The 25,635-nt window shown below is 66.8% G+C and carries 25 protein-coding genes, 1 tRNA gene and 1 pseudogene; 9 read left to right on the top strand and 18 right to left on the bottom strand.

Features of this window, described 5'->3' with window-relative positions:
- Positions 1-27 precede the first annotated feature (27 nt).
- The 6 genes from FVF75_RS12390 to FVF75_RS12365 all read right to left on the bottom strand — a co-directional run bounded on the left by FVF75_RS12390 (position 28) and on the right by FVF75_RS12365 (position 5,229).
- Positions 28-825 (bottom strand): MBL fold metallo-hydrolase, encoded by a 798-nt coding sequence (locus tag FVF75_RS12390; protein WP_148378349.1) that lies wholly within the window; start codon positions 823-825, stop codon positions 28-30.
- On the bottom strand, positions 825-1,622 hold the full coding sequence (locus FVF75_RS12385) for a TatD family hydrolase (RefSeq protein WP_148378346.1): 798 nt from the start codon (positions 1,620-1,622) through the stop codon (positions 825-827). The genes FVF75_RS12390 and FVF75_RS12385 overlap by 1 nt, the downstream gene beginning before the upstream one ends.
- 85 nt (positions 1,623-1,707) lie before the next feature.
- Entirely contained in the window at positions 1,708-2,166 is a 459-nt protein-coding gene (locus FVF75_RS12380; RefSeq protein ID WP_148378343.1) for a thioesterase family protein, read from the bottom strand.
- Entirely contained in the window at positions 2,163-3,029 is an 867-nt protein-coding gene (locus tag FVF75_RS12375; RefSeq protein ID WP_148378341.1) for an amidohydrolase family protein, read from the bottom strand. The genes FVF75_RS12380 and FVF75_RS12375 overlap by 4 nt, the downstream gene beginning before the upstream one ends.
- Positions 3,026-4,027, bottom strand: coding sequence for a nuclear transport factor 2 family protein (locus tag FVF75_RS12370; protein ID WP_148378339.1), 1,002 nt, complete (start codon positions 4,025-4,027; stop codon positions 3,026-3,028). Before FVF75_RS12370 ends, FVF75_RS12375 begins: the two co-directional genes overlap by 4 nt.
- Positions 4,028-4,191: 164 nt before the next feature.
- Positions 4,192-5,229, bottom strand: coding sequence for a LacI family DNA-binding transcriptional regulator (locus FVF75_RS12365; RefSeq protein WP_148378337.1), 1,038 nt, complete (start codon positions 5,227-5,229; stop codon positions 4,192-4,194).
- Positions 5,230-5,422: 193 nt separating this feature from the next.
- Between FVF75_RS12365 and FVF75_RS12360 the strand changes: the two genes are divergently transcribed.
- Together FVF75_RS12360 and FVF75_RS12355 are read left to right on the top strand one after the other, a co-directional pair.
- Positions 5,423-6,067, top strand: a complete 645-nt coding sequence (locus tag FVF75_RS12360) for a corrinoid protein (RefSeq protein ID WP_148378334.1) — start codon at positions 5,423-5,425, stop codon at positions 6,065-6,067.
- 4 nt (positions 6,068-6,071) lie between these two features.
- Positions 6,072-6,728 (top strand): hypothetical protein, encoded by a 657-nt coding sequence (locus FVF75_RS12355; protein WP_148378331.1) that lies wholly within the window; start codon positions 6,072-6,074, stop codon positions 6,726-6,728.
- Between the two features lie 3 nt (positions 6,729-6,731).
- Here FVF75_RS12355 and FVF75_RS12350 read toward each other — a convergent pair whose 3' ends face one another.
- Genes FVF75_RS12350 through FVF75_RS12330 form a run of 5 tightly spaced genes read right to left on the bottom strand, consistent with a single transcriptional unit; the run spans position 6,732 to position 11,672 of the window.
- Positions 6,732-7,466, bottom strand: a complete 735-nt coding sequence (locus FVF75_RS12350; RefSeq protein WP_148378328.1) for a cytochrome b family protein — start codon at positions 7,464-7,466, stop codon at positions 6,732-6,734.
- The gene (locus tag FVF75_RS12345) at positions 7,456-8,442 is read right to left on the bottom strand and encodes a hydroxyacid dehydrogenase (protein WP_148378325.1); all 987 of its coding nucleotides are present in this window, start codon (positions 8,440-8,442) and stop codon (positions 7,456-7,458) included. The genes FVF75_RS12350 and FVF75_RS12345 overlap by 11 nt, the downstream gene beginning before the upstream one ends.
- Complete coding sequence (locus tag FVF75_RS12340) at positions 8,442-9,698, bottom strand: LVIVD repeat-containing protein (protein WP_148378323.1); 1,257 nt, start codon at positions 9,696-9,698, stop codon at positions 8,442-8,444. The genes FVF75_RS12345 and FVF75_RS12340 overlap by 1 nt, the downstream gene beginning before the upstream one ends.
- A gap of 7 nt (positions 9,699-9,705) precedes the next feature.
- Entirely contained in the window at positions 9,706-10,458 is a 753-nt protein-coding gene (locus tag FVF75_RS12335) for an HpcH/HpaI aldolase family protein (protein ID WP_148378320.1), read from the bottom strand.
- Positions 10,455-11,672, bottom strand: a complete 1,218-nt coding sequence (locus tag FVF75_RS12330; protein WP_187393064.1) for a uroporphyrinogen decarboxylase family protein — start codon at positions 11,670-11,672, stop codon at positions 10,455-10,457. Before FVF75_RS12330 ends, FVF75_RS12335 begins: the two co-directional genes overlap by 4 nt.
- 249 nt (positions 11,673-11,921) lie before the next feature.
- Between FVF75_RS12330 and FVF75_RS12325 the strand changes: the two genes are divergently transcribed.
- The 5 genes from FVF75_RS12325 to FVF75_RS12305 all read left to right on the top strand — a co-directional run bounded on the left by FVF75_RS12325 (position 11,922) and on the right by FVF75_RS12305 (position 16,880).
- The gene (locus FVF75_RS12325) at positions 11,922-12,845 is read left to right on the top strand and encodes a methylenetetrahydrofolate reductase (RefSeq protein ID WP_148378313.1); all 924 of its coding nucleotides are present in this window, start codon (positions 11,922-11,924) and stop codon (positions 12,843-12,845) included.
- 8 nt (positions 12,846-12,853) lie between these two features.
- Positions 12,854-13,918: a methyltetrahydrofolate cobalamin methyltransferase gene (locus FVF75_RS12320; protein WP_148378311.1), complete on the top strand. Its 1,065-nt coding sequence runs from the start codon at positions 12,854-12,856 to the stop codon at positions 13,916-13,918.
- A 170-nt stretch (positions 13,919-14,088) separates the two neighbouring features.
- On the top strand, positions 14,089-15,072 hold the full coding sequence (locus tag FVF75_RS12315) for a TRAP transporter substrate-binding protein (RefSeq protein ID WP_148378308.1): 984 nt from the start codon (positions 14,089-14,091) through the stop codon (positions 15,070-15,072).
- Positions 15,073-15,095: 23 nt separating this feature from the next.
- Positions 15,096-15,587, top strand: a complete 492-nt coding sequence (locus tag FVF75_RS12310; protein ID WP_148378305.1) for a TRAP transporter small permease — start codon at positions 15,096-15,098, stop codon at positions 15,585-15,587.
- Between the two features lie 3 nt (positions 15,588-15,590).
- Positions 15,591-16,880 carry a TRAP transporter large permease gene (locus tag FVF75_RS12305; protein ID WP_148378302.1) on the top strand — a complete coding sequence of 430 codons (1,290 nt, stop codon included), beginning with the start codon at positions 15,591-15,593 and terminating at the stop codon, positions 16,878-16,880.
- 4 nt (positions 16,881-16,884) lie between these two features.
- Here FVF75_RS12305 and tdh read toward each other — a convergent pair whose 3' ends face one another.
- Genes tdh through FVF75_RS12270 form a run of 7 tightly spaced genes read right to left on the bottom strand, consistent with a single transcriptional unit; the run spans position 16,885 to position 23,644 of the window.
- Complete coding sequence (tdh, locus tag FVF75_RS12300; RefSeq protein ID WP_148378299.1) at positions 16,885-17,922, bottom strand: L-threonine 3-dehydrogenase; 1,038 nt, start codon at positions 17,920-17,922, stop codon at positions 16,885-16,887.
- Entirely contained in the window at positions 17,919-19,106 is a 1,188-nt protein-coding gene (locus FVF75_RS12295) for a glycine C-acetyltransferase (RefSeq protein WP_148378296.1), read from the bottom strand. The genes tdh and FVF75_RS12295 overlap by 4 nt, the downstream gene beginning before the upstream one ends.
- Before the next feature lie 58 nt (positions 19,107-19,164).
- Positions 19,165-19,728, bottom strand: coding sequence for a helix-turn-helix domain-containing protein (locus FVF75_RS12290; protein WP_148378293.1), 564 nt, complete (start codon positions 19,726-19,728; stop codon positions 19,165-19,167).
- Positions 19,729-19,767: 39 nt separating this feature from the next.
- Positions 19,768-20,898 carry a DNA polymerase III subunit delta' gene (locus tag FVF75_RS12285; protein ID WP_148378290.1) on the bottom strand — a complete coding sequence of 377 codons (1,131 nt, stop codon included), beginning with the start codon at positions 20,896-20,898 and terminating at the stop codon, positions 19,768-19,770.
- A 6-nt stretch (positions 20,899-20,904) separates the two neighbouring features.
- Positions 20,905-21,525: a dTMP kinase gene (gene tmk / locus FVF75_RS12280; protein WP_148378287.1), complete on the bottom strand. Its 621-nt coding sequence runs from the start codon at positions 21,523-21,525 to the stop codon at positions 20,905-20,907.
- A gap of 4 nt (positions 21,526-21,529) precedes the next feature.
- A complete protein-coding gene (locus tag FVF75_RS12275) occupies positions 21,530-22,735 on the bottom strand; it encodes a D-alanyl-D-alanine carboxypeptidase family protein (protein ID WP_148378283.1) in 1,206 nt (401 codons plus the stop codon).
- 57 nt (positions 22,736-22,792) lie between these two features.
- A complete protein-coding gene (locus FVF75_RS12270) occupies positions 22,793-23,644 on the bottom strand; it encodes an SPOR domain-containing protein (RefSeq protein ID WP_148378280.1) in 852 nt (283 codons plus the stop codon).
- A 260-nt stretch (positions 23,645-23,904) separates the two neighbouring features.
- Between FVF75_RS12270 and FVF75_RS12265 the strand changes: the two genes are divergently transcribed.
- Together FVF75_RS12265 and FVF75_RS12260 are read left to right on the top strand one after the other, a co-directional pair.
- Positions 23,905-23,992 (top strand) — tRNA-Ser (locus FVF75_RS12265).
- Between the two features lie 342 nt (positions 23,993-24,334).
- A pseudogene (locus tag FVF75_RS12260) lies at positions 24,335-25,568 on the top strand (IS256 family transposase).
- Positions 25,569-25,635: the final 67 nt, after the last annotated feature.

Here is a 25,635-nt window from a genome sequence, read left to right as displayed (position 1 = left end):
GTCTGCCGGGGGGCCGGGCGCACCGCGTCAGACCTCGTAGGTGATGGTCATCCCGTCATACGCGGGGGTGATGTGGTCGGGCGTCTCGGCCTTCACGGTCTCGTAGTCGAGGTCGATGTGCATGTTGGTCAGCACGCCGCGCCGCGCGCCAGATTGCTCCAGCCACTCCAGCGATTGCGCGAGGTGGGCGTGGGTCGGGTGCGGGTCACGCCGGAGCGCGTCGAGCACCCAGCAGTCGAGGTTCTGCAGAATCTCCCAGGCGTGGCGCTTGATGCGCGAGACGTCCGGAAGGTAGGCGAGGTCATGGACGCGAAAGCCCAGCGCGTCGATGCGGCCATGTTCGACCTCGAAGGGAGTCAGGGTGATCGGGCCGCCGGCACCCTCGATGGTGAAGGCGCCGTCGATCGTGTGCATGTCGAGGATCGGCGGGTAGGCAGAGCCTTCGGGCTGCATGAAGGCATAGCCGAAGCGGGCATAAAGCGCCTCTTGCGTGGCCGGATCGGCCCAGACCGGCAGGCGGGCGCGGCGGTTGAACACCACCTGGCGCAAGTCGTCGATACCGTGGACATGGTCTGCGTGGGAATGGGTGTAGACCACCGCGTCCAGCGTCGCCACGTCCGCGTCGAGCAGTTGCGCGCGCAGGTCGGGCGAGGTGTCGATCAGAACCTGGGTCGCGCCGCCGCTGTCCTCGCGGGTGATCAGCATCGAGCAGCGGCCCCGGCGGTTCCTGGGGTTCGTCGGGTCGCAGTCGCCCCAGTTGTTGCCCAGGCGCGGCACGCCACCCGACGAGCCGCAGCCGAGGATGGTGAAGGTGAGCCGCGCCATCAGACCGCCGCCCCGGCGGCTTTCCAGAACAGCCGGTCGAAATTGGCCTGCGTCCGCGAGGCGAAATCGGCGTAGTTCAGGCCGAAAAGCTCGGCGCCGACGCGGGCGGTGTGGGCGGTATAGGCGGGCTCGTTGCGCCGTCCGCGATGCGGCGGGGGGGCGAGATAGGGGCTGTCGGTCTCGACAAGGATGCGGTCAAGGGGCGCGGCGGCGAAGATCTCGCGCAGGTCCTGCGACTTGGGAAAGGCCGCGATGCCGGACATCGACAGGTAGAAGCCGAGGTCGAGCGCGGCGGTCGCCAGCGCCGGGCCGGAGGTGAAACAGTGCATCACGCAGGTATAGGCGCCGGCTGCGTGTTCCTCGGTCAGGATGCGGGCCATGTCGTCGTCGGCGTCGCGGGCGTGGACGATCAGCGGCAGGCGCGTCTGGCGCGCGGCCTCGATGTGGATGCGCAGGCTTTCCTGCTGCGCGGCCTTGCTGTCGGCGGTGTAGTGATAATCAAGCCCGCTCTCGCCGATCCCCACGAACTTCGGGTGATCGGCCAGCGCCACGAGGGCGTCGACACTGGCCATCGGTTCGTCCGCCACGCTCATCGGGTGGGTGGCGGCGGCCCAGAACACTTGCGCGTGGGCCTCGGCGATGGCGCGTACCTGCGGCACGTTGCGCAGCTTGGTGGCGATGGTGACCATCCGCGTCACGCCGGCCTCGGCGGCGCGGGCGACGACCGCGTCCAACTCGCCCTCGAAGTCGGGAAAGTCGAGGTGGCAATGGCTGTCGGTGATCTCGGGAATGGTCATGCTGCCCGTTCTGACGCGGTCCGTGGGTTCAGATGATCATATCGAGGATGCGCGCGGCAGGGTCAAGGTTGCGTGCCCGCGCGCCTCAGATCGACAGCAGGCGGGCGCGGCAGGCAAGCGCCGCGATGGCCGCCGCATCGAGGCAGGCGGCGGCGAGCCGTGCGGCGATGTCGGGCGGGATGTCGGCGGCGTGCGGTTCGGGGTGTTGGCGCACGTGCATCTCGATCATCTCGGAGATCGCGACGGGGGCATCTGCCACGCGCATCTCGGACCACAGGTGGAAGCGCCGGGCATTGAACGCGATCAGGTGGGTGCGCAGGGACAGCGCCGCGCCGGGTCTGACCTCGCGCAGAAAGCGGGTGTGGTTTTCCAGAAGGTAGATGGTGCAGCCGGTCGCCGCGCGATAGGCGGCGTCGAAGCCGACCGCGTCCTGAAAGGCGTCGACCGCATGGCTGAACACCAACCCGTAATAGGCATCCTGCATGTGGCCGTTGTAGTCGATCCACTCGGGCCGGACGCGGGCGCTATGGTCGAAGGTGGTCATGGCAGGCGGTAGAAGGCGGCGGCGGTGTCGTGGAACACGGCCGGTTTCGCGGCCTCCGGCAGGAGCGCGTCATAGGCGGCGGTGAGCGTGGCGAAATCGGAATAGAGTGAATCCACGGGAAAATTCGAGCCGAACATGCAGCGTTCAGGTGTGAATTGTGCAAGGCAGGTCTCGACAATGGGGCGGATCGTGGCGGGTGTCCAGCCGTGGTCGAACATGCCCAGCCCCGAGAGCTTGCAGGCGACGTTCGGGCGGCCCGAAAGCAGGGGCAGCGCCTTGGCCCAGGCGGCAAGCCCCTCGGGGCTGCGGTCATGCGGCGAGCCGGCGTGGCAAAGGGCGATTTGCGTGTCCGGGGCCTGGTCGAGCACGCGGGCCATGCCCTCGTAAAGCTCGGGGATCAGTTGCAGATCGAAGGACAGGCCGCGGCGGGCAAGCTCGCGCAGACCTTCGGCGAACCGCGGATCGTCGAGCAGGGCCTGGGTGCCGGTGGCGGCATCCTCGCCCGGCGCGCGGCCGACGATCTGGCGCACCCCGCGCAGGGTGGTGAGGGTTTGGTAATGGTCGAGCCCTGCGCCAAGGTCCGGCGCGGTGAGGTCGCAGAACACCACCTGAACCAGCGGCCAGTCGGGGTTGGCGTCGGCGACGGACTGGACCCAGCGCGCCTCGGCCCGGGGATCGGCGGCGCCGACCTGGATATGCACCGATGCGCCGAAACCGCTCGCGTTGCGGCGATGCTCGGCCAGCAGGTAGTTGCGCTGGATTGGGGTCGGGTCGCCGAAGAAGCGCGCTTCGCCCCTGGCCATCAGCCAAGGGTAGGCGACCGCGTCGAGATCCCAGAGGTGGTGGTGGGCGTCGATCCTCATGCCGTCGCCCCCGTAGCCTCGGCCAGAAAGTCGCGGCCCTGGCTTTTCCAGAAATGCAGAAGGTCGATGAACACCCAGTTCTCGGCCAGCTTGTCGCCGGCGCGGCGGTAGATGTCGATCACGCGAAATTCGCCGGCGGTGTCGCTGCCGGGCAGTTGCATGAAGCCGCCGGTGGGCCGGGCGGTGAAGTTGGGCCAGCCGAAGAAGCCGCCGTAATGCCCCTCGGCCAGCCGCGCGATATGGGTGGTGGAGGAGCGGTCGGCAAAGCCTGCGCGAAACGTTCCGGAGTGCTGTTTGGCGTAGCGCTCAATGGTGTAGGTCGCGCCGATCCCCTCTGGCCCCCACCAGATCATGTCATCGTGCCAGGTGCGGGCCAGTTCCTGCTCCAGCGGCAGGCCCGATTGCCATTGGCCGAGATCGCCGATCATGGCGTTGATCGCGGCAAGCGTCGCCGCGCCCTCTTCGGGTGGTTGCGGGTCAAAAAGCAGGCCGTCATGGGTGATCGGGCCGGGCTGGACGAGGTGCTGGGCGGTCTGGGCGGGGAACGGGTTTTGCCCGGCCTGGGTCATCAGGTGCGGGATGTCGAAATACATCGCGGTCTCGTGGATGCGCCCGCCGTCGACCCGGTGGAAGGTGCAGTAGCGCAGGAAGGTCATCTTGCCGGTGGGCGCGATGCCCAGCCAGGGCTGATCGAACAGGCCCATCAGGTGCCCCATCGACACGACCCAGACGCCGGGCGCACCGTCCAGACTGTTCGCGCCGGCGAAGAACACGTCGTCACGGCGCTGCATCCGGGTCAGGGCGCGCTTGAGCGGGGTCCAGAAGCGGGCGGCAATGGCCTCGGCGCCGCGGATTTCACCGAACGGATGATAGCCGCGCCAGAGGTAGTCGGCGGCTGCATCGCGGGCCAGCGCATCGCCCGTCGCCTCGGGGGCGGCGGCATCTATGGCGGCGTGATGGGCCCAGATGAGGCGTTTCGCGTCCTGGAGATCCGGCATGGTTTCAGCTTGCTGACGGTTCGGTTGCATACGTTTGCAGAAAATTGCCCGAGCGGGGGTCGGATGTCCAGAGGTAATGTCGGCGCCGCCTGTCGCGCGCCTTGGCCGATGTCGGGTGCGTCCGGGGTTCGATTTCGGCGGGCGAAGTTCGACGTGGCTTGAGGCTAGGTGCTGCCCGGCCCGGCCCCGCGCACGGTATTGCGCAGGATCAGCGCGCCGGAAAAGCGGGTGACGCGCGGGGGCTGGTCGGGGGTGTTCATCTGGTCGATGACGATGTCGACGGCCTCGCGGATCATGCGCCGGATCGGCTGGCGGATGGTGGTCAGCATGTGACCGGGCCAGGCGGCGGCGGGGATGTCGTCGAACCCGATCAGCGAGAAATCGCGCGGCGCTTCAAGCCCGAGGTCGTGGCGCGCGGCATGCAGCACGCCCAGCGCCATCACGTCACTGGCGCAGAACACCGCATCGGGGCGCTCAACGCGCGAAAACAGGCGAAGCCCGGCCTCGCGCCCGCCGACGAAGGTATAGTCGCCGGTTTCGTGCAGGAAAACCTCGAGCCCGTCCTCGGCCAGCCGCTCGGCCAGCCCCGCCGCGCGCCCCTGCGAGGTTTCGTCGTTCGGGTCGCCGGCGACGAAGGCGATGCGCTCATGCCCGGCCTCACGCAGGATGTCGGCGGCGATGCGCCCGCCCTCGTGGTTCTCGATCTGGACCGAGTTCACGTTCAACCCCTCGGCGCCGCGGTTATACAGCATCACCGGCGTGCCCTGGTCGCGGCAGACCCGGGCCATGTGTTTGGACAGGATCGCGGACAGGATGATGATGCTGTCGACCTTGTATTGCATCAACGCATTCAGCGCGCCATCGACCTCGACCTCGTTGTCGACGGTGAACAGCAGCATGTGCCAGCCGCTCGCCTGCAGGTGGCGGCTGAAATGGGCGATGGTATGGGCGAAGAACGGGTCTTCCAGCCGGGTGACGATGACCCCGACCATGCCGGATTTCTGGTGCGTGTCCTGGCGGGCGGATGACATGCTGCGGGCGATGGCGTTGGGCTGATAACCCATCTCGGCGGCCACATTCAGAATGCGCTCGCGAGTTTTTGCAGCGATCGGCGCACCGGGTGAGAAGGCCCGTGACACCGCCGATTGCGAGACGCCCGCCGCCTTGGCGATGTCGTAGGAGGTGACTGATCTTCTTGGCATGGCCCGGTTTTCCGCAGGCCCCGGCGCCGGGGCGACATGAAACGACACCTATACCAGCCCGGCGCGCTTTGGAACCCTTCCAATGTTGTGGGCATCGCGCGGTGCAGGCGGCGATTGACGGATGCAGCAATTGCATGATATTGAATGCGCATTCAGTTTCCGAATCGGACCAAAGCGAATTGAGGGTGCCGCCATGCTGACCGAGGACGAGAAGGACGAGCTGTTCGAAGCGATCTGCGACGGCGACCGCGAAACCGTGGTCGAGCTCGTGACCAAGGCGCGCGACGATGGTGACGACCTGGGCGCGCTGCTCGACGATACCATGATCCCGGCGATGGGCGAGGTCGGCGACCAGTTCTCGGCGGGCGAGATCTTCGTGCCCGAGATGCTGGTGGCGGCGCGCGCCATGCAGGGCGGCATCGACATCATCGAACCGACCCTGGCCTCGACCGCGCGCGAGCCGCTGGGCCGCGTCTGCATCGGCAGCGTCAAGGGCGATCTGCACGACATCGGCAAGAACCTGGTGGTGATGATGCTCAAGGGCGCGGGGTTCGAGGTCGAGGATCTGGGCGTCGACGTGCCGGACGAGGAGTTCGAGAAAGCGGTGGCGCGGGGCAACCAGGTGGTCTGCCTCAGCGCGCTTCTGACCACCACCAAGCCGCAGATGATCAGCGTGGTGAACCACCTGCGCCAGACCTGCAACCACGCCAAGGTGGTGATCGGCGGGGCGGTGATCACCCAGGATTATGCCGACAAGATCGGCGCCGACGGGTTCGGCGAGGATGCGCCGGGCGCGGTCAAGGCGGTCAAGCACGTGCTGGGCATGCAGGTGGCATGACCGGATGAGCTTTCATCGCGCCTTTCCCGATGTCGGGCTGCGCTTCGAGGCGCCGGTTTCGCTCTACCTTGAAAATGCCCGGGCGCGGCTCGGGCGGCAGAAGCAATATGCAAGGCTGTTGGCCAAGGGCGGCCGGGCGGCGGATGGGCTGCGCGGGTGGCTCGACGAGGCCGCGGCCTGCATCGCCGAATTGGCCCGGCCGCAGGCGGTGTTCCTGCCGGTCGCGGCCCGGGTCGAAGCCGATGCGGTGCGCATTGCCGACCGGGTGACGCTGGAGGACGCAGCCCTTGCCCGCGATGTCGCGGCGGGCGGCACGGTCGCGGCCTATCTTCTGACGCTGGGGTTCGACCAGGCGGCTGCGTTCGAGCGGCTGGGCGGGGATTATGCGGCGCACCATGTGCAATCCGACCTGGCGGGCGAGGTGCTGTTTGCGCTTGGCCGCGATGCCCATGCCCGGTTTCGCGCCGAGCAACCCGCCGCGCGGCTCCGGCGCATCCCGGTGCAGGCCCATGCGCTTTGCGGTGAACGCAAGGTCTGGGATCCGGCCCGGGTTCAGGCGCTGCTGGGCGTGTTCGACGGGGTGAATCCCGGCGTGAGCGTCACCGCGACCGGCTGTTTCCAGCCGCTCAACTCCCTGCTCGGCCTGACCGTGCGGCGCTGAGGCTCAGGGCTTTTCGCCCTCGGCCTCGATCATCTTGGCGTAGCGGCGTTTGTTGAACGGGTTTTCCGGGTGGTAGCCATAGACCGACTGGTAGGTGTCGTGCTTGTGGCCCAGCCCCTGCAGCACCACCGCCGCGATCAGCCCGCCGACCACCACCAGCGCCAGCGCCCCGGCGATCAGCGGCATCCAGTGCTGCGCCAGCCCGGTGCCGACCGCGCCGCCCGCCAGAAACAGCGCGAAATAGCCCGAGGTCTTGTGCCAGGCCTCGAACCACCAGCGTTGCGCGGTCATGTCGAAGTGGTCGCCGCCCCATGTGGCGCGGTTGTCGGGGTCGGCGGCGGGGGCCTTGCGCCCGCCGTGGCTGCCGCGAAACCATGACGACACGATCTGAAGCGCGCCAAGGGTGAGCGTGCCGATCCCGAACCAGGCGTGCAGCGTGCCGGAAAACCCGCCGCTGAGCAGCATGGCAAAGGCCGCGCCCGCCAGCGCCAGCCCGATCGCGGCGTAGAGGGACCACTTGTGAACCGTCCAGCACAGTTCCGGCCAGGCCCATTTCGGCGTGCCGCGCGGGATGCCGTAAAGGCGCGGCGCGATCTTGCCGAAGCGCAGGAACATCACCGAGGCCGGCACCACGACGAACCAGATGGCGAACATCAGGATGGCGTGGTTGTCCCAATGGATCGGGATGGTGATGTCGAGAAAGGGGATCGTGCCTTCGGTCGGGATCTCATAGGCCATGACCGGCCTCGTTCAGGGCTGCGAGGTTGAAGACCAGCGCCGGGTCGAGCCGGCCTTTCAGCCCGGCGATCACGTTGCGGGCCGCGACCTCGCCCATGCGCTGCGCGGTTTCCGCACTTAGCGCGGCGGAATGCGGGCTGACGACCACGTTGGGCAGGGTCAGAAGCGGCAGGTCGGGGGCAGGGGGCTCGGCGGCGAAACAGTCGAGCCCCGCGCCGCCCCGCGCCATGTGCCCGGTGAGCGCGTCGAAAAGCGCGGTCTCGTCCACCAGCCCGCCGCGGGCGGCGTTGATCAGGATCGCGGTGGATTTCATCGCGGCGAGTTCCGCCGCGCCGATCATGCCGCGGGTCTCGGGCGTGGCGGGCAGGTGCAGGCTGAGCGCGTCCATCTCGGGCAGCGCCGCGCGCCAGTCGGGCACTGGCTGGTAGCCGGCGGCGCGGATCGTGGCCTCGTCCACGAAGGGGTCGTGGATATGCACCTGCATGTCGAAGGCAGCCGCCCTGCGTGCCACCTCGCGCCCGATCCGGCCAAAGCCCACGAGCATCAGGCTGCGGCCCGACAACTCGCCCACCGCGAGGCTGTCGCGGATTGCCCAGTTGCCGCCGCGCACCGCCGCGTCATAGGGGCCGATCTGCTTGATCAGCGCCATCAGCATCGCCATCACCTGCTCGGCCACCGCGACCGCGTTGACCGGGCCGACGATGGTGACGGGCACGCCGCGCGCCGCAAGGGCGGCCACAGGCAGGTTGTCGCAACCGACGCCGTGGCGCGACACCACCTTGAGGTTGGGCATCGCGGCGGCCTGTGTCTCGGTCAGGTCTCCATAGCGGATCAGAAGCGCGTCGGCGGTCGCCAGCGCCTCGGGCGGCAGCGCCGCGCCGGGGTCGGTGATCGCGGTGATCTCAAGCCCCGGCTCGGCCTCGAGGATCGCCATGCCGGCGGGGTGGATACGCCCGGCAATCAGCACGTTTGCCATCAGAGTCCCTCCAGCTCCATGATCGTCAGCCCGGCATTCATGTCGGTGGTGTAGATCAGCCCGGCCTTGTCGACATAGACATCTGTGGTGTCGACCACCACGGGCCGGTTGGGGCGGTAATCCATCAGCTTGTCCGGCGCGGGCGGCACGCAGGCGGCGACCTCTTCGGGGCGGAAGGGGTTCGAGATGTCATAGACCCGCAAACCGGCGTTCTGGTAGCTCACGAACATCAATTCCTCGCTCTGGAAGCCCTCGGAGCGGTTTTCGTGCACGTTGTGCGGGCCGAACTGGCCGCCTTTCGATTTGTAGTCGATCTCGTCGGGCGGCAGCGTGGTGGCGATGGTGACGGGGTTTTCCGGCACCGAGATGTCATAGACCCAGTTGCGCTTGATGCCATCCTCGCAGTTGTCGGCCTGGCTTTCCTCGACCACGAACATCAGGCCCCGGCCCGGCAGCGGCAGGGTGTTGTGAGTGTGGCCGGCGAACGGCGGGCAGGGGTTGTCGTGGCTGATGAAGCGCGGGTTGTGGCGGTCGGACACGTCGATCAGCGACATGCCGCCATCGCGCCAGGCGGCGGCGGCCAGATCGCCCTTCACGATGGCATGGTGCAGGGCGTAGCGGTATTTCTGGTCCCAGTGCGGCGTCTCACCCGCCGCCGTGTTCATGCCGGGCAGCCAGAGCTGCGACACGATCTCGGGTTTCTCGGGGTTTTTGAAATCCGCGATCATGAAGATGTCGTCGGAGAACCCCGGCGGCAGGGCCGAGAAATAGACCCAGTCGCCGCCGTCCCAGAAGGTGCGGTGAACGCCCAGCCCCGGCACCTCGAAAAAGGCGATCTCGCGCGGGTTGGCGCGGTCGGAGATGTCATAGATGCGCATCCCGGCCGAATAGGGCCGCTCTCCCGCCGTGATGTCGACCTTGTCGGCCACCGAGCCCTTGTAATAGTCGCCCGGATCGAAGGCGCCCGAGGTCTCGACCCGCAGCATGTCGCACATGTTGTTGACGATCATGATGTCGCCATGGGTCTGGATGTGCTGGCTCCAGGTGCCTTCGGGCTGCGGGATGTGGCGCACGAATTTCGGGTTCTTCGCGTCGCGCACGTCGATCACCGAAAAGCCATTGTTGAACACGTGCCCGACATAGGCATAGCCGCCGGACACCATGATCTGGATGCCGTCGGCACGCCCGCCCTGATCGGAATGGCCGAGGATGCGGACGTTGCGGGCGTAATCGGGGGTGAGCATGTCTTTTGCCATGATGACCTCAGGGTTTGATGGTGGCCGCGAGCGCCTTGGCGCCGGCGATCAGGAAGGTGTGGTCGGAACCGGTGACGACGAAACTCGCACCCCTGGCACGCCATTGTGCCGCGTCCTCGGCGGGGCCGCAGTAGAGGCCGGTAGCGGCGCCTTTTGCGCCAAGCACCTCGCCGCAGATCGTGGCGACCTCGGGGGCGGCGAAATCGTCCAGCCCGTAGCTGACGGTCAGGTCGGCGCGTCCGACGAAAAGGGCATCGACACCGTCGACGGCGGCGATGGCTTCGAAGCACTCGACGCCTTCGCGGTCCTCGATCTGGCAGATCAGCGCCACCTCGTCGCCTGCCTGGGCGCGATGCTCGGGCAGGGGGCGCGTGCCGTAGCCACCGGCCCGCGTGGTCCCGGCGATGCCGCGCCCGCCGGGGGCATAGCGCATCGCGGCGGCCAGGCGCGCGGCCTGTTCGGGCGAGGTCACATGCGGCACCACCACCCCCGCCGCGCCGCAGTCGAGGACGTTCAGGATGAAGGCGGGGTTGTCGTCGGGCACCCGCACCAGCACCGGGCAGCCGACCGCACGCGCGGCCAGCATGCATGCGTCGATGGCGGCGCGGTCGAACGGCGAATGCTCGCCGTCGAGCACCACGAAGTCGAGATCCGTCGCACCCAGCACCTCGACCACGGTGGGGTGCGGGGTCTTGACGAAACAGCCGACCAACGGCTCGCGCGCCACCAGACGCGCCTTGAAGCGGGCGTTGGGGGTCATGCGTCGCCCTCGCGGCGCAGGCGCTCGAAATACGAGGCGTTGCTGGCCAGCGCATCGTCCAGCGCGATCGGGTAGCGGCCCATCTCATGCGCCATGCGGAAAAACGCCAGCGTGTTCTCGACCGGGATGTCGTGGCCGATATTGTGGCACGGCGCGATGATATAGCCGCCATCCGAGCCGAGGTCGGTCATCCGCCGGGCGATCTCCCAACGCAGTTCTTCCCCGGTCGCGTTCGGCATCATCTGCTGCACGTCCATCGCGCCGTGAAACGCCAGGCGGTCGCCGAATTTCTCGTTCAGTGCGGCGGTGTCGTCCATGCCGGCGGTCGAGGTCTGCACGGGGTTGAGGATATCCGCCCCGGTCTCGATCAGATCCTCGATCAGCGGCAGCACCGCGCCGTCGGTGTGCATCATCAGCTTCACGTCGGCACAGGACTTGATGTGCTGGTGAAGCTGCGTGTGAAACGGCTTGATGCGCTTGCGGTAGAGCTTGGGCGACAGCAAGAGCGAGGTCTGCGTGCCGAGGTCGTCGGTGACATAGGCGATCTGCACATATGGCCCGACCTCGTCCATGAAACGGGTCCACATCCGGCACAGAAGGTCGGTGATCTTGCCGAGGATCGCATCCGACAGTTCGGGGTTGATGACCATGTCCATGAAGTATTTCTCATAGCCGCGCATCTGCAGCGCCGACATCAGCGGGCCGGCCTTGATCGCGTCGGCCCCCAGCACATAGCCGGTGGTCTCGTAAAGCTCGCGCGCCCGCTCGCCCAGCCCGGCGAACTGCGCCGGGTCTTCGGGGTCGGGCCAGGCGAAGGCTTCGACATCCTCGACGGTTTCGCAATGGGCCAGCGGCGCGGTGGCCTGGCTGTCGACCGCGTAGTGGTCGCCATGCGCGCCCTTGTAGGGCACGCCCCACATGTCGAAATAGCCGTCCATGTCCTCGCGCTCGGTCAGTTGCACCCAGTTGGGGACCAGCCAGCGGAAGTCGATGTTGAAGTATTGCAGGAGCGATTCGTCGGGCACCACGGTCTGGGCCATGCGGTCGAGAATCACCGCGCTGTTCTTCAGGTCGAGTTCCGGCAGGGCCTTGGCCAGTTCGGCATAGTGTTTCTTGTGGATCGAACCGATGTGCTTGCCCATGTCCATCGGCACCCATTCCGGCCCGGTCCGGTCCATCGCCGCCTTGAAATTCTCCCTCGGGGTCATCGCCATTGTGGCATCCTCTTGTTGCGGCACGGGTTTCGGCCGTGGTGCGTGTGACACGATGCGACGAATGCGCATTCATATGCGTTATAGCAGCAGATCGCTTCGGGAATCTACTGCAAACATGAGCCATGATTGAATCGGCCAAAAAATGAAGCAAAGTATCAAAAAAGATATGAATGCGCATTCAGTCGTGTTAAACGACCGCAATCCGCCCCGGCAAACACAGCATGCCGGGCACCAGTCAGGGAGGCGCCGATGACGCTGTTGCACTTCAGAAAGAACGCCGGGGGCAGGCCCGCCGCGCCCGAGGTCGAGGCGTTTCTGGACGGCTACTCCATCGAGGTGATGCCGCGCACCGCAGAGAAGGTTGAGGATTTCCGCGCCCTTCTGCCCGCGAAAACCCGCGTCTACATCGCCCATATCGACGGCACCCCGATCGACGACATGGTCGCCACCGCCGCCCGGCTGAAGGCCGAGGGGTTCGACGTGATGCCGCATTTCGCGGCCCGGATGATTCGCGACAAGGCGATGCTGGCCGACTGGATCGCGCGCTATCAGGGCGAGGCGGGGGTGGATCAGGCGCTGTTGCTGGCTGGCGGTCTGGATGCGCCCAAGGGCGCGTTCGCCGATTCGATGCAGATGCTCGACACCGGGCTGTTCGACCGCGCCGGCTTCAAGCGTCTGCATGTGGCGGGCCACCCCGAGGGCAATCGCGACATCGCGCCTGACGGCTCGGACCGGGCGCTGCTCGACGCGCTGCGTTGGAAGCAGGCGTTCCGTGATCGCAGCGATGCCGACATGGCGATCGTGACCCAGTTCTGTTTCGAGGCGGCGCCGGTTATCGCCTGGGCCGACCGGCTGGCCGCCGAGGGGATCGACCTGCCCATTCATATCGGCATCGCCGGGCCCGCCAAGCTCCAGACCCTGATCAAGTTCTCGGTCGCCTGCGGGGTGGGGGCAAGCCTGCGGGTGCTGCAAAAACGCGCCCGCGACGTGTCCAAGCTGCTGCTGCCGTTTACGCCGGAGCGCGTGATTGCGGACCTTGCGGCGCACAAGGCGGCGAACCCGGATTTCAACATCGAACGGGTCCATTTCTTCCCCCTCGGCGGCATCACGGCCAGCGCCGCCTGGGCCACCGAGAACGGCGGCGATGCCGCCAAACCCGCCAACCAGATCTGAGAGAGCCCATGACCCGCACCATCGTCGAGAGCAAAACCAAAACCGCGATCATCGGCTTTGACGAGCCCTTCTGCGTGATCGGAGAGCGCATCAACCCCACGGGCCGCAAGAAGCTGGCCGCCGAACTTGAGGCCGGAGACTTCTCGACCGTCGAGTCCGATGCGCTGGCGCAGGTCGCGGCGGGGGCGACGATGCTCGACGTGAACGCGGGGGTCGTCTTCAACTCGAACCCCAACCCGAACGAGACCGAACCGCCGCTGATGCGGCAGATGATCGAGCTGGTGCAGGGGCTGGTCGATGTGCCCCTGTGCATCGACAGCTCGGTGCCGGGTGCGTTGAAGGCGGGGCTGGAAGCCTGCGAGGGGCGGCCGCTTTTGAACTCGGTGACCGGCGAGGAGGAGCGGCTGGAACTGGTCCTGCCGCTGGTCAAGAAATACAACGTGCCGGTGGTGGCGATCTCGAATGACGACACCGGCATTTCCGAAGACCCCGACGTGCGCTTTGCCGTTGCGAAGAAGATCGTCGAGCGCGCGGCGGATTTCGGCATCCCGGCGCATGACATCGTGGTCGATCCGCTGGTGATGCCGGTGGGCGCGATGGCGACGGCCGGGGTGCAGGTGTTCGCGCTGATCCGGCGGCTGCGTGACGAGTTGGGTGTCAACACGACCTGTGGCGCCTCGAACATCTCGTTCGGCCTGCCGAACCGGCATGGCGTGAACAATGCCTTTCTGCCGATGGCGATCGCGGCGGGGATGACCTCGGCGATCATGAACCCGATCGCGCTGCCGGTCGGGCCGACAAAATTGGCGGAAAAGCGCGCCGCGCTGGCGGCGGCGGGCATCGTGGTGCCTGATGATATCGACCCCGAGGTGCTGGCGGCCCTGACCGGGATGGGCTCGACCAAGGCGCGTGCGGGGTCGGAGATGGAAGCGATCCGCGCCGCCAACCTTTTGATGAACAACGATGCCAACGGGGCCGCCTGGATCGCGTTCAACAAGCCGCCGAAAGCCGCTGGCGAGGGCAGCGAGGCGCGCGGGAGGCGTGGCCGCCGCGCCCGTGCCGGGGCGTCCTGATCGAATTGAATGCGGATGCGAAAAAGCGTTGATCGCTGTGCACGGTTGGTATATCGTATTTGCATACGTATGCGAAATACTCGACGGCCGGGACGCATCGGAGCCGGCGCGGGAGAGCCGGGGGGAACCGGCCGAAACTGCAATAGAATGGTTAATTCAGGAGGAGAACCATGAAGCTCACGTCAATTCTGGCCTTTGGGGCCGCGGTTGCGCTGACCGGCCCCGTGCTGGCGGACACCACCATCAGGATCGGCCACGCCACGCCGGAAAGCTCGCCCATCCACGAGGCGCTGGTCTATTTCGAGGAGCAGATCGAAGCCCGGTCGGACGGCGCGATGCAGGTCGAGCTGTTCCCCGGCGGCCAGCTTGGCAGCGTGCGGGAAATGACCGACCTGGTCCAGTCCGGCAACATCACCATGACCACCGGCGCGTCGGTGCACCTTTCCTCGTCGGTCGATGAGCTTGCGGTGCTCGACCAGTTCCTCCTGTTCGAGAACGAAGAACAGGCGCGCGCGCTTCTCGATGGTGAGGCCGGACAGGCGATCGCCGCGGCGATGGAGGGGCGCGGGCTCAAGAGCATGGGCTTCATGGAGCTTGGATTCCGCAGCTTTACCAACAGCCGCGCGCCGCTCGACAGCTACGAGGCCTTCGAGGGGCTCCGGATGCGGTCGGCCGACAACCCCATCGCGATCAAGGCCTGGCGTTCGGTCGGCGCGGTGCCGGTGCCGCTGGCGTGGGGCGAGATCTATTCCTCGCTGCAACAGGGCCTGATCGACGGCCAGGAAAGCGCGCTGAGCTCGATGATCATCGAACGTTTCTTCGAAGTGCAGGACTACGTGTCGCTGACCGGACACATCTATTGGCCGGAACTGTGGCTGGCAAATCTCGACTGGTTCGAGGGGCTGAGTGCGGACGAACAGGCCCTGGTCACCGAGGTGGCGCGCGAGACCGTCGAGTTGCAGCGCGACTTGACCGCCAAGGCCAACGCGGCGACGCTGGACGAGTTGAAGGCGGCCGGACTTGAGGTCAACGAACTGCCGACGGAGGACAAGCAGCGCCTGGGGGCGACGATGAACGGCGCCATCGAAGCCGACATCCGCGCCAAGGTGGGTGATGCGTTCTACGACACCTTCATGGCCGCCATCGGCAAGTAGCCGCGCGAAACGGGGAGGGGCGAATGCGCATGCTTGAAAAGTGGTTCGAGCCGGTGGTGATCGTCACCATGCTCGGGGCGATCATCGTGCTGGTCTTTGCCGACGTGATCGCGCGCTTTGCCTTCTCCACCTCCATCGCGGTGGCCAACGAACTGGCCCGGTTCTGTTTCGTCTACATGATCTATTTCGGGGTCAGCTACGCGATACGCGAGCGGCGGCACATGCGTGTGACCGCCGTTCTCGACCTTCTGCCCGAAGCCCTGCGCCGCTGGGTCTTCGCGCTCGCCGAACTGGTGTTCCTGGTCTACTCGGTCATGGTGTGCTGGCTGGGCGTGGTCATCACCCAGCAGGCGTTCGAGCGGGGCAAGATCCTGAGTTCGACCGAATGGCCGCTGGGGGTGCTTTATGCCGCGATCATCCTGTCGGGCGCGCTGAGTTCGGCCCGGCTGGTGCATTCGCTTTGGCGCGTGGTCATGCGCGGAGATACCCGCCTCGGCCCGCAACTGGATATCTGAGCCATGACCACCGCCATCCTGTTCGGCAGCTTCGCGCTTCTGCTCATCATCGGCGTGCCGATCGGCATCGCGCTGGGCGCGGCGAGCCTTCTGGCCATCGCCTATGTGCCGTTCCTGAATTTCGACCTTTACGCGCTGGGGCTGGTCTCGGGCATCAACAGTTTCACGCTGATCGCGGTGGTGCTGTTCACGCTGGCCGGCAGCCTGATGGCGCAGGGCGGCATCTCGCGCCGCCTGATCGCGGTGGCCGACCGGGCCTTCGGGCGCAGCCCCGGCGATCTGGGAACCGTCACGATCATGGCCTGCCTGTTCTTCGCCGCGATCTCGGGCACCGGCAGCGCCACGGTGGCGGCCATCGGGCTGGCGATGATCCCGGCGCTGGTCGAGCGCGGCTATGACCGCGCCTATGCCGGCGCGATGGTGGCCAGCGCGGGCGGGCTTGGCGTGATGATCCCGCCCTCGGTGGTGATGATCGTCTATGCGGTCGCCGCGGGCGTGTCGGTGACAGCGTTGTTCATGGCCGGGATCGTGCCGGGCATCGTGATCGCGCTGACGCTGATCGTCTACAACATCACCCAGCGCCGCAAGATGGCCCACAAGGGTGAGGCGGTTCTGCATGAAGGCAGCGTCTGGGCCGCGCTGAACCAGGCCAAGCTGGCGCTGCTGATGCCGGTGGTGGTGCTCGGCGGCATCTATTCCGGCATCGTGACGCCCACCGAAAGCTCGGCCGTCGCGGTGGTCTATGCGCTGATCGTGAGCGTGTTCGTCTACAAGGAACTGCCGTTGCGCGACATTCCCAAGATGATGCTCGACTCGGCGCTGCTGGTGTCGGCGGTGCTGGTGATCATCGGCGCTTCGGTCGCCTTCGGGCGGATCATCGCGCTGGAACAGATCCCCACCCAACTGGCCGAGTTTGTGCTGTCGATGACGCAGAGCCGCTATGTGGTGCTGCTGGCGACCATCGTGCTGTTGCTGATCGTCGGCACCTTCCTCGAGACGCTGGCGGCCATCGTGATCCTGACGCCGGTGCTGTTGCCGATCACCCTCGAACTGGGCATCGACCCGGTGCATTTCGGCATCGTGATGATCGTGGCGCTGGCCATCGGCTTCGTGACCCCGCCGCTGGGGGCCAACCTGTTCATGGCGGCCCAGGTCGGGCAGATCCCTTTCGACAAGATCGCGCGACGCATCTTTCCGTGGGTGGTCACGATGGTGGTGGCGCTGCTGATCATCGCCTTCGTGCCGTGGTTGTCGCTGGTGCTGCCGCAGGTGTTCCTCGACTACGGCGGCTGATCCGTCAGCCCCAGTCGAGGATCACCTTGCCGCTGGCACCGGATTTCATCGCCGCGAAGCCCGCCTCGAACTCGTCCACCGGAAAGCGGTGCGTGATCACCTTGGACACGTCCAGCCCGTTCTGAAGCATGGCGATCATCTTGTACCAGGTCTCGAAGATCTCGCGGCCATAGACGCCCTTGATGGTCAGCGCCTTGAACACGATGGCCGACCAGTCGACCGGCGACTTGCCCGGCGGGATGCCAAGCATGGCGATGCGCCCGCCCATCACCATCGAGCCGACCATCTGGTCGAAGGCGCGGGCATTGCCGCTCATCTCGAGGCCGACATCGAAGCCCTCGACCAGCCCGAGTTGGTGTTGCACATCGGTCAGGTCGGTGTCGGCGACATTCACCGGCACCACGTCCGAAACTTCGGCGGCAAGACGCAGGCGGTCGGGGTTCACATCGGTGATGACGACATGGCGCGCGCCGGCGTGGCGGGCGACGGCTGCGGCCATGATGCCGATCGGCCCGGCGCCGGTGACCAGCACATCCTCGCCCAGCAGATCGAAGCTGAGGGCGGTATGCACGGCGTTGCCCAAGGGGTCGAGGATCGCGCCGATCTCGTCGGGGATGTCGTCGGGCAGCGGCACCACGTTGAAGGCGGGCAGGCGCAGGTATTCGGCGAAAGCGCCCTGTTCGTTGACCCCGATGCCGCGCGTCGCCGGGTCGAGGTGAAAGCGGCCCGAGCGCGACTGGCGGGACATCTTGCCGATCAGATGCCCCTCGCCAGAGCAGCGTTGACCCAGTTCCAGCCCTTCGACATGGTGCCCGATCTCGACGATCTCGCCGGCGAATTCGTGGCCGGTGATCAGCGGCACCGGCACGGTCTTTTTCGCCCAGTCGTCCCAGTCCCAGATGTGAATGTCGGTGCCGCAGATGCCGGTCTTGCGGATGCGGATGAGCACGTCGTCGGGGCCGATTTCGGGCACCGGCGCGGTCTGCATCCAGAGGCCCGGCTCGGGTTTCAGCTTGGCCAGCGCCTTCATTTCATTGGTCATGCCAGCCCCCCTACCGCCTTGCCGGCGCGCTCGAACGCCCCCAGCGCGAACTCGAGATCGTCGCGGGTCAGCGCCGCGCTCATCTGGGTGCGGATGCGGGCCTGGCCCTTGGGCACCACGGGAAAGAAAAAGCCGCTGGCCAGCACGCCCTCGTCGAACAGGCGGGCCGACATATCCTGTGCGAGTTGCGCCTCGCCCAGCATCACCGGGACGATGGGATGTTCGCCGTCGAGCAGCGAGAAGCCCAGTGCCTCAAGCCCGGCACGCCAGAATTTCGTGTTCTCGAACAACTGCTTGCGCAGGTCATCGCCGGTCTCGACAAGGCGGATCGCCTCGAGGCTTGCGGCCACCACCGAGGGCGGCAGCGAGTTGGAAAAGAGGTAGGGCCGGGCGCGCTGGCGCAGCAGGTCGATCACGCCCTGATCGCCCGCGATATAGCCGCCGATCGCCCCGCCCAGCGCCTTGCCGAGCGTGCCGGTCAGGATATCGACCTCGACGCCGAAATGGCTGGCGGTGCCCTTGCCCTTGTCGCCCATGAAGCCGGTGGAATGGCAATCGTCGACCATCACCAGCGCATCGTATTGCCGGGCCAGCCGGGTGATTTCGGGCAGGTTGGCAAGGTAGCCATCCATCGAGAAAACGCCATCGGTGGCGATCATGATGAAGCGGGCGCCATCGGCGCGGGCCTGTTGCAACTGGCGTTCAAGGTCGGCCATGTCGGAATTGGCGAAGCGGTAGCGTTTGGCCTTGCACAGCCTGATTCCGTCGATGATCGAGGCGTGGTTGAGCGCGTCCGAAATCACCGCGTCTTCGGGGCCGAGCAACGGTTCGAACAGCCCGCCGTTGGCGTCGAAACAGGCGGCGAAGAGGATCGAATCGTCCTTGCCGAGAAAGGCGGCGAGTCGTTGTTCCAGCGCGCGGTGCAGGTCTTGCGTGCCGCAGATGAACCGCACCGAGGCCATGCCGTAGCCGTGACTGACGAGCGCCTTGGCGGCGGCGTCGATCAGGGCCGGGTGATTGGCGAGGCCAAGGTAATTGTTGGCGCAAAGGTTGACGATCGGGCGCGAGTCGACCTCGATCCGGCCCGATTGCGGCGAGGTGATTTTCCGTTCCACCTTGGTCAGGCCATCGGCCTCGATCTGGGCCAGCGTGTCGGCGATGTGCTGTGAAAAAGCTGCGGTCATGGCGTCCTCCGTTGAGCCGTGTCTATCATAACGAACGCCGGGTCCGCAATAACGGATATCAGCTGTTCTGGACGATCAGGATCGCGCGCGCGCCGTCCTCGCTGGCGATCCGGTGGGTGACATCGGCCGGGTAGCGGGCGCTGTCGCCCTGTCTCAGGGTTTCGCGGCTGTCGCCGCTGGTGACGGTCAGCGTGCCGGCGATCACCGTCAGATGTTCACGTGCGCCGACCGCATGCGGCTGGCTGTCGAGCGCGTCGCCCGGTTTGAACTCAAGCTCATAGACCTCGTGGGTGCCCGCGTCTTCGGGCGGCGACAGGATCCGCACCCGGCAACCGGACCCGCGCACCACGATGGTGGGGACCGCATCCGACCGCAGCACCGAGATGCGCGAGGCCGGGGTGTCGTCGTCCAGAAGCCCCGCGAAATCGACCTGCAACGCGCGCGTGAGGTTCCACAGCGTCGAGATGGTCGGGCTGCTCTCGCCGCGTTCGATCTGGCTGAGCATCGACTTGCTGACACCCGACAGCTTGGCCACGGCTTCGAGCGACAGCGCCTTTTGCTGCCGCGCCGCCTTGAGCTTGGCGGGCAAAAGGGACAATATGGCGTCGCCGTTATCCGTCATTGCGGAAAAATGCGCCTTTGGAGGGCGGGGGTCAAGGGGTCAGGCGACAGGGGCGGCGGCGGTTTCGTTGATCCGGAAGATCAGGTCCAGCGTCAGCGCGGCCGGGTCGAGGTTGACCGCGCGGCCATGTCCGGCGCGCGCCGACAGGTCCTGCCCGAGGCTGGCCCAGCGCGTCGCCGTGTGCCGGTCGGGCGACAGGCGGGACAAAAGCGCGGCCTCGCCCGGGCACACTTCACGGTCGGGCGGATGCCCGGCGCCGGTTCGCGCAAGACGCGACAGGAACAGCTCGACCAGCCGCAGCGTCAGGTCGAACCGCGCCGCGTTCGCCACCCCGGCCAGCGAATTGGTCAGCGCGATGGCGCGGGGGCGGTCATAGCGCGGGGCGTGTTCGATGATCGCCACAAGCTCGGAATAGATCGCCGGGCCGTCCAGCAGCGACAGCCGCAGCGCCTCGCCCACCGACCCGCCCGCCAGTTCGGCCAGCGCGCCGGTATCGGCCCCGGCCTCGGCCCCGGCGGCGGTGAGGGCGGCGGCCAGATCGTCGGGCGCCAGCGGCCCCAGCCGCAATTCGCGGCAGCGCGAGCGGATGGTGGGCAGAAGCCGCGAAGGCCGGTGGCTGACCAGGAGCAGCACCGCGCCCGCCGGCGGTTCCTCGAGCATCTTCAACAGCGCGTTGGCGGCGGTCGAATTCATCTCGTCGGCGCAATCGAGAATCACCACCCGCCGTCCGCCGTCGGTCAGGCTGAGGCCGAAGAACCCGGCCAGGCGGCGCACATCGATGGCGCGGATCTCGGCGGACATCTTGCCGGTGGTGTCATTCACGCTGCGCCTGACCAGGTGGATGCCCGGTTCGGTCAGGGCGCGCGACTGGCGCGCGACCGGGTGGTCGGCGGGAATGTCGAGGCTGGCGGGGGCAGGGGCCTCGCCAAACAGCCCGGCGCCGCCCGGGTCGGGCGTGGCGCGCAGAAAGCGCGCGATCTTCCAGGCCAGCGTCGCCTTGCCGACGCCGCGCGGGCCGGAGATCAGCCAGCCGTGGTGCAGCCGGCCCGAGGTGAAGGCCTCGAGAAACGCGGTCTCGGCGGCGGCGTGGCCGAACACCTGCGCGGTCTCGCGCGGATGCGGCGCGCCCTCGATCCGGTCGGGTTCGGGCAGGTCGACGGGGTCAGCCATGGCGCGTCACCCGATCCGCGCCCGCGCGATGCCTGCCACCTCGGCGGCCACCGAGGCGACATCGCGGTCGCCGTCGACCACCACGCAGCGGTCGGGAAACTGCCGGGCCAGCGCCAGGAACCCGGCCCGCATGCGCGTCTGAAGATCGGTACCGAAATCCTCGAACCGCTCTTCGGTGCCGCCACGCCCCTTGGCGCGGCCATGGCCCTTGGCCGGGTCCATGTCGATGATGAAGGTCAGGTCGGGTTCGCGCCCGATCATCAGCTCATGCAGTTGATCGACGACCTCGCGCAGCCCCTCGGCCCGCAGGCCCTGATACATCCGGGTGGAATCCGCGAACCGGTCGCAGACCACCACCTTGCCCTCGGCCAGCGCCGGGTCGATCACCCGTTCGAGATGGTCGCGCCGGGCGGCGGTGAACAGCAGGATCTCGGTCTTGGCCGACCAACGCTCGGGGTCGCCCTCGAGCACCAGCGCGCGGATTTCCTCGGCCCCGGGGCTGCCGCCCGGCTCTCGGGTCAGGACCACGTCGTGCCCTTCGCCTTGCAGGGTCTCGGCCAAGAGACGCGCCTGGGTCGACTTTCCGGAGCCGTCGATGCCCTCGAAGGTGATGAACAGGCCGGACATCTGGTCAGTTGGTGACCGGGACAGCCTCGGCGGGCGCGTCGTCGGTGAACTCGCGCGCCATGTCGAGCGCCCGGGCGGCCGCGGCCTTGAAGCGCGGCAGGAAACCCGCCTTTTCGACGGCGGCGGCGGCAAAAAGCGGCACCTCGGTGTCGGTCATGCCCTCGCGCCGGATCATCATCCGGGCGATCTGCTGGCCTTCGGCCACCGGCGCCTCGACCGGGCCGGTCCAGGTGATCTCGGCCTTGATCGTCTTGTTGGCGGTGACCGGCATCAGGATCTCGACATCCTCGCGCGCCACCAGCCCGACATCGGGCGTCTTGCCCAGGAACACCGGCACCTGGGCCAGGGTTTCGCCCGCCTTGACCGGCGTGCGCATGGCGAACTGGCGAAACGCCCAGTTGATGATCGCCTCGGCCTCGCTGGCGCGGGCATCCTCGGAGTCGAGCCCCGACAGCACGAACACGATGCGCCGCTTGCCCTGCATCGCCGAGCCCACCATCCCGTAACCGGCCTCGGAGGTGTGCCCGGTCTTGAGCCCGTCGGCCCCGATGCCGAGGTTGAGCAGCGGGTTGCGGTTGAAGCGATTGTCCGGTGCACGCCCGTCGAAGAGATATTCGCTCATCGCGAAGTAGTGGTAATACTGCGGGAATTCCTCGATAAGCCGGGTCGCGATCAGGGCGAGGTCGCGCACCGACATGCGCTGCGCCGGGTGCGGCCAGCCCGAGGAATTGCCGAAAGTGGAATCGTTCATGCCCAAGGCGCGGGCGCGTTCGGTCATCATGGTGGCAAAGGCTTCTTCGGTGCCCGCGAGCCCTTCGGCCACCACGACGCAGGCGTCGTTGCCGGAATTGACGATGATTCCCGGGATCAGTTCGGCCACGGTCGGGCGGTCGGTGGTGTTGAGAAACATCGTCGAGCCGCCCATCGCCTTTGCCCGCTCGGACACCCCGAAACGGGTGTCGAGGCTGACGCGGCCATCCTCAAGCGCCTCGAACAGCATGTTGAGCGTCATCAGCTTGGACATCGAGGCCGGCGGGATCGGCACGTCGGCGTCCTTCTGCAACAGCACGGTATCGGTGGTCAGATCGACCACATAGGCGGCCCGGGCGTTGGTCTCGAAGGCGCGCAGGGGCAGGGCCGCGACGAGCGTGAGCGCGGCCGCGAGCACGAGGCGGGTCAGCGAGCGGATCGTGGGACGGCAGCGAAACATGTAACGGGCGATCCTTTCGGGTCTCGGTCTTGCAATCGACGGGCGCGGGCCAGGGGATCAGTTGGTGACGAAATAGGCGTCGTTGAACCCCAACTCCTTGATCTTTTTCAAAAGCGCCGCGCGCTCGCCGGTTCCAGTTGCCGGGCCGACGATCACCCGCCAGAAATCCTTGCCGTTCATCTTGCCCGGCGTGATGGTCGGGACCATTCCGGCCCGGCGCAGGGCTTCCGCTGTGTTGCGGGCGTTCGCCTCGACCGAGAAGATGCCGATCTGGATGAAGGGTTTGGCCAGTCCGCCGGGGGCGGGGCTGGCCGGTGCGGGGGCAGGTGCGGGCGCGCTGGCCGGCGTGCCGGCCTCGGCCTCGTCCAGGGCCGCGGCGGCGGCGGCGATCGGGTCGAGCGGTGTTGCGGCAATGGCAGGGGCGGCGGCCAGATCGGTGGCGGGCGCGTCGGCCGCACCGCCATCCACCGGCACTTCGGCCCGGCGCAACGCGGTCACGTTCAGCCGCGCGGGCTGCCCGGCCAGCATCTCGAGCTCCTTGGCGGCCTCAGACGATACCTGCAACGCCGGCCCCGGGTTCTGGCGTTCGGGGCGGTAGAGCACCCCGATCACGAATTTCCCGTTGGCCTCGTTTCGAATGATCACCCGCTCGGGATCGGTGGCTTCGGGATGCGCCACCCAGACGCCCCCCAGCGAAGGCCGTCCGTCCCAAAGCCCCTGGTCGGTGACCTGGAACACCTCGGGCGCCTCGATGTCACGCTCGACCGTGCGCGACGATGACACCGGCGCGGTCGCATCTCCCGATCCGCCGCCGCGCAGAAAACTCGGAATCTGTGCATCGTCGCAGCCGGCCAGTGCCAGCCCTCCGCCGAGTGCCAGTGCCAGCCGGATGACTACCGTGCTTGCCATGTTCGCCAATGCCCCTCCGTGCGGCCGGTACCCTGCCGCGCTGCCCGTATTCACGCTTGTCCCGCGTCTGATGACGCAACAATAGCGGCAAGGCGCGCGCATGGAAAGTGCCCGTGCCTTGCTGGGCGAAATCGTGCAAAGACCGACGGCGCAACCAGCACTTTCAGAATCGCGCCCACCACGCTATCGCAGTCCCCGACCCGGAGGAGTGGCAGAGTGGTCGATTGCACCGGTCTTGAAAACTTGTGCAGGAGTATTGTGGAAGGGTGGCAGAGTGGTCGATTGCAGCGGTCTTGAAAACCGCCGATGTGCAAGCATCCGTGGGTTCGAATCCCACCCCTTCCGCCAAAAAAAAAGTAACTTAACGATGGCTCGCGCCCTCCGTCAACACTCTGCTACAAGCGTGCTACATGCTTGCTGTTCGGGGTGGCGAGGTTCGGTCTGAACGGCTAGCATGTAGCATATTTGTAGCCGATGCTGGCGGCGTCCATTGAAAGTCAGGAGTCGATTGGTTGAACTTGGATGATATTAAAGCGTGCCTGCAGGCTGCCGGGTAGTGTCCCCGGGGATGGTGTAGGAGGCCGCGCGCGAAGCCTTTGGCTTAGCGCAGCGCGCGGCCGGGCTGGCGGCCACCGCGTTTCTTCGTAGTCTGAGGTTGTTCAACGACCGATGACAACGAAGGAGAACACGATGACCGATGCCATGATCGACCTTCCTGGCGTGATCGCCAAGAGCGATGACGCGGATTTTTTGCGCGAGCTGATCCAGGACGCCGCGCAGCGGCTTATGGACATCGAGGTGGCCGCTGTCTGCGGGGCCGGACACGGCGAGCGCAGCCCGGACCGTGAGAACCAGCGGAACGGCTACCGGCCGCGCCAGTGGGATACCCGCGCGGGCACCATCGGCCTGAACATCCCGAAGCTGCGCAAGGGTAGCTACTTCCCGACCTTCCTCGAGCCGCGCAGGACCGCCGAGAAGGCGCTGATGGCCGTGATACAGGAGGCCTACATCCATGGCGTTTCGACGCGGTCCGTTGATGATTTGGTGCGCGCCATGGGGTTGACGGGCACCTCCAAGAGCCTGGTCTCGCGGCTGTGCGAGGAGATCGACGAGCGGGTGCAGGCGTTCCTCAACCGCCCGCTGGAGGGCGACTGGCCCTTTCTCTGGCTCGACGCCACCTACGTCAAGCTGCGCGAGGGCGGGCGGATCGTCTCCATGGCGGTGATAGTGGCCGTGGCGGTCAATACCGACGGGCGGCGCGAGATCCTGGGGATCACCGTCATGCCATCCGAGGCAGAAACGTTCTGGACCGACTTCCTGCGCTCTTTGACACGGCGCGGGTTGCGCGGCGTGCAGATGGTCATCAGCGACGCCCATGAGGGCCTGAAGGCTGCTGCGCGCAAGGTCCTGAGCGCCGGGTGGCAGCGCTGTCGCGTGCATTTCCAGCGCAACCTGCTGGCCCGCGTAAGCAAGGCGAACAAGCCTGTGGTCAGCGCCGTGGTGAAGACCGTCTTCGCCGAGAAGAACCGCGACCGGGCCCATGCCCGCTGGCGCGAAGTCGCCGACAACCTTCGTGACCGGTTCCGCGATGTCGCCGAACTGATGGAGCGAGCCTTTGTCCGCCATTGGTCCGAGGACAATGGCGAACGCCGAACACGACGTGCTGGCCTACATGGCCTATGACGAGAGCCTGCGCTCGAAATTGCACAGCACCAACCCCTTGGAGCGCGTCAACAAGGAGATCAAGCGGCGCACCAACGTCGTCGGCATCTTCCCCAACCGCGAGGCCGTCGTCCGCCTCGTCGGGGCGCTCATGTTGGAGCAAAATGATGAGTGGGCCGTCTCCCGCCGCTACATGCCGGTGGAAAAGCTGACGGCCCTGTGCAACCATGATGACGAGACGGCAATGATCGCCGCTCAGTGAACGAGCGACACCAGCTATGAAGAAGCAGGTGAATGCCAGTTCCTACACCACGCCACGGGGCACTACC

The organism is Maritimibacter fusiformis, from assembly GCF_008086115.1.
Classification (GTDB): domain Bacteria; phylum Pseudomonadota; class Alphaproteobacteria; order Rhodobacterales; family Rhodobacteraceae; genus Muriiphilus; species Muriiphilus fusiformis.
Note: the sequence above shows the minus strand (reverse complement) of the source record. Positions and strands in the feature narration are given on the sequence as shown.